Source organism: Arthrobacter agilis, assembly GCF_002953615.1.
GTDB lineage: Bacteria > Actinomycetota > Actinomycetes > Actinomycetales > Micrococcaceae > Arthrobacter_D > Arthrobacter_D agilis_B.
In genome coordinates this window covers 1,425,253-1,428,458 of sequence record NZ_CP024915.1, presented here as the reverse complement: position 1 = coordinate 1,428,458, position 3,206 = coordinate 1,425,253, and the positions used below count along the sequence as shown (strand labels likewise).

At 70.9% G+C, this 3,206-nt stretch carries 3 protein-coding genes and 2 tRNA genes; all 5 read left to right on the top strand.

The features are described 5' to 3' along the window. Positions 1 to 146, top strand: a 146-nt coding sequence (locus CVO76_RS17595; RefSeq protein WP_432206155.1) for a hypothetical protein, incomplete at its 5' end; no start/stop codon positions are given. Between the two features lie 3 nt (positions 147 to 149). Further along, on the top strand, positions 150 to 980 hold the full coding sequence (locus CVO76_RS06875) for an HAD family hydrolase (protein ID WP_208741407.1): 831 nt from the start codon (positions 150 to 152) through the stop codon (positions 978 to 980). A gap of 69 nt (positions 981 to 1,049) precedes the next feature. After that, positions 1,050 to 1,121, top strand: a tRNA-Gln gene (locus CVO76_RS06870). Between the two features lie 67 nt (positions 1,122 to 1,188). After that, positions 1,189 to 1,261: transfer RNA gene (locus CVO76_RS06865), tRNA-Glu, on the top strand. Positions 1,262 to 1,364: 103 nt separating this feature from the next. Next, on the top strand, positions 1,365 to 3,167 hold the full coding sequence (locus tag CVO76_RS06860) for a dynamin family protein (protein ID WP_208741405.1): 1,803 nt from the start codon (positions 1,365 to 1,367) through the stop codon (positions 3,165 to 3,167). Positions 3,168 to 3,206: the final 39 nt, after the last annotated feature.

The following is a 3,206-nucleotide window of genomic DNA, read 5'->3' as shown; positions in this document are numbered from 1 at the left end:
GACTCAAGCCGAGGCTCGCGTTCGGACCGGTCCGCACGGCGATCTCCGGACGCAGGATCTCCCCGCCGCTCTTCGAGTCGATGGTGATCCTCGGCCGCGGGTCCTCGGTCGCGCGCGTGCGTGCGCTGCGCGCCACGGTGGACTGACCCGTGCCTGATCCGGCAGCCGAGGCAGCGGGGGGCATCGGCCCCGGGGTCGACGGCGTGCTCTTCGACATCGACGACACCCTCGTGGACCTCGAACAGGCCATGGGGCGGACGCTCCAGGCGATCCCCGATCCTGCGCTCAGCCACCTCACCGATGACGACTGGGCGCGCTACAAGGCCCTCTACACCGGCGACCCGCACAGGCACTACGACCGCTTCCTCGCGGGGGAACTGACGTTCGAGGAGCAGCGCGTCCACCGCGTGCGCCACGCACGCTCCGCATTCACCCCGGAACCCTTCCTCGGCCGGGTGGCGGACGAGTGGGTCCGTGAGTACGAGCGCACCCTGCCGCTGCATTTTCGGGCGTACGACGACGTCGGGCCGCTGCTCGACGAGCTCGACGCGCGCGGGATCCCCTACGGAGCGGTGAGCAACAACGTCCACGACTACCAGCGGGCGAAGCTGGACCGGGCGGGGCTGTCCCGCGTCGAGGTGCTCGTGGGCATCGACACCGTCGGGGTGGCCAAGCCCGAGCCCGGCATCTACCTCGAGGGCGCACGACGGATCGGCACGACGCCGGCCCGCACCCTCTACGTCGGCGACAACCGGCTGGTCGATGCCGTGGGTGCACGGTCGGCGGGACTGGTGGGGGTCTGGCTGGACCGCGCCGGGACGGGGCGGGAATCCGGGACCGATTCCGGGGCGGGCGCCGCGGCGGACGGGCCGTCCGGGGGAGTCCCGGTACCGGGCCGGGCCTCGGCGGAGGACGCCCTGGAGGTGCCGCGGATCACCGGGCTGACGGCCGTTTTGCAGTTCCTGCCCTCTGTCCGGTAAAGTTATATCTCGGCGCGGAGCGGTTACGCGATCGAAACCCAGCACCATCGGGGCTTCGGGAAGTGCCATTGGGGTATGGTGTAATTGGCAACACACTGGTTTCTGGTACCAACATTCTAGGTTCGAGTCCTGGTACCCCAGCGCACTCCGGTCCTCGCGGACGGGATGGCACAAGCAGTAGAAAAACAGTAGTAGGATGAAAAGTACTGGCCCCATCGTATAGCGGCCTAGTACGCTGCCCTCTCACGGCGGTAACGCGGGTTCGAATCCCGCTGGGGTCACAACGGTCCGCAAGGACACGACGGGAAGTCCCGGACATCAACACGATGTCCGGGACTTCTTCGTTGGTGGGGTGCGTCTCCGGGCGGCTGGCATGATGGAGCCATGAGTGCACCGATCACCGCCGGCGAGCCCCGCGGGCTGTCACCGCTGCTGCGGGAGGTGCGCGCCGCGCTCGAGGACCTCGTGTTCCCCCTCGCCCTGCCCGGTTCCGTGGAGGCACGCGAAGCGGCCACCGCAGCCCGGGCCCAACTGAACGACTACATCCTCCCGCGCCTCGCCAGCCTCGACGCGCCGCTCATCGCCGTCGTCGGGGGATCCACCGGTGCTGGGAAGTCCACCCTGGTGAACACCCTGGTCGGGCGGCCCGTCTCGGTGACGGGTGCCGTGCGGCCCACAACGCGCCAGCCCCTCCTGCTCCACCATCCCGAGGACGGCGTGTGGTTCGACGACACACGCGTGCTGCCGACCCTGAGCCGCGTGCGGATCGCGGACGACGACGGAGCCGACCCGGATCCGGACGGGCCCGCGGCCCTGCCTGCCCGCATCGGGCAGGCAGCCGACGCGAACACGCTATTGCTGCGACCCACGCGGTCCCTGCCGGCAGGGCTCGCCCTGCTCGATGCCCCGGACGTCGATTCCATCGCCGACGAGAACCGCAGGCTCGCCGGACAGCTCCTGGCAGCTGCGGACCTCTGGCTCTTCGTCACCACCGCCAACCGCTACGCGGACGCCGTGCCGTGGAAACTGCTGGCCGAGGCGGGCAGGCGCGACGTCCTGGTGGCGATCGTCCTGGACCGCGTCCCGCCCGGGGTGGAGGAGGAGGTCAGGAGCGACCTGCTGACACTCCTGTCCGCCGAGAACCTCGGGCACGCACCCATCTTCGTCGTCCCGGAGACGCCCCTCGTGGGCCCGGCGAAAATGCTGCCCGTCGGCGCCGTCGAGCCCATCACCCGCTGGCTCCAGGCCCTGGCCGCCGACGCGGAGGGGAGGCGGGACATCGCACGGCGGACGGTGGGTGGTGCGATGCGCGCGCTGGCCGGGCGCATCGACTCGATCGCTGCTGCAGCCGCGCAGGAACAGGCAGCCGGAGACGCACTGCGCGCGGCGGTGGACGGTGCGTACCGTGACGCGCTGGCGGACGTCCTCGCGGCGACCGAGGACGGCAGGCTGCTGCGCGGCGAGGTCCTGGCGCGCTGGCAGGATTTCGTCGGCACGGGCGAATTCATGCGGGGGCTCGAGTCGAGGATCGGACGCGCGCGTGATCGCGTCAGTGCCTTCTTCACGGGAAGGCCGGCTCCTGCGGCGACCGTGGCCGAAGCCATCGGGAGCGGCCTGCAGACGGTCATCGTGGAGCAGGCGGCCCGGGCAGACGAGGTGGCGAGGCGACGCTGGCGGGCGGAGCAGGCCGGGACCGCGCTGCTCGCCGGCGTGCCGTCCTGGCGTGCCGAGGACTTCTCCACCGCGGTGGCCCGCGAGATCCGGGCATGGCAGCAGGACCTCCTGCAGCTCGTCCAGGCCGAAGGAGCGGACAAGCGGTTCACGGCGCGCATGCTGTCCTTCGGCGTCAACGGGATCGCCGTGGCCCTGATGGTGGTGGTGTTCGCGTCCACCGGCGGACTCACGGGAGGCGAGCTGGGCATCGCGGGCGCATCGGCGATCGCCGGACAGAAGCTCCTCGAAGCAGTCTTCGGTGACGACGCCGTGCGGCGCCTGACCGTCACGGCACGCAGGAACCTGTCGCAGCGCGTCGAAGGACTGTTCCGCCAGGAACGCATCAGCTTCGACCGCTGCCTCGACCCGCTGGCACACCAGACGCCGGCGGAGACGCTGCGGGTACTGGCCCGGCAGCTGCGGACAGCACTGCCGGGCGGGCAGCAGCCGACGACTATCGAGGACGACGCATGAGCCGACCGGGGGACGCGGCGGTCCAGACACCGCTCGCGT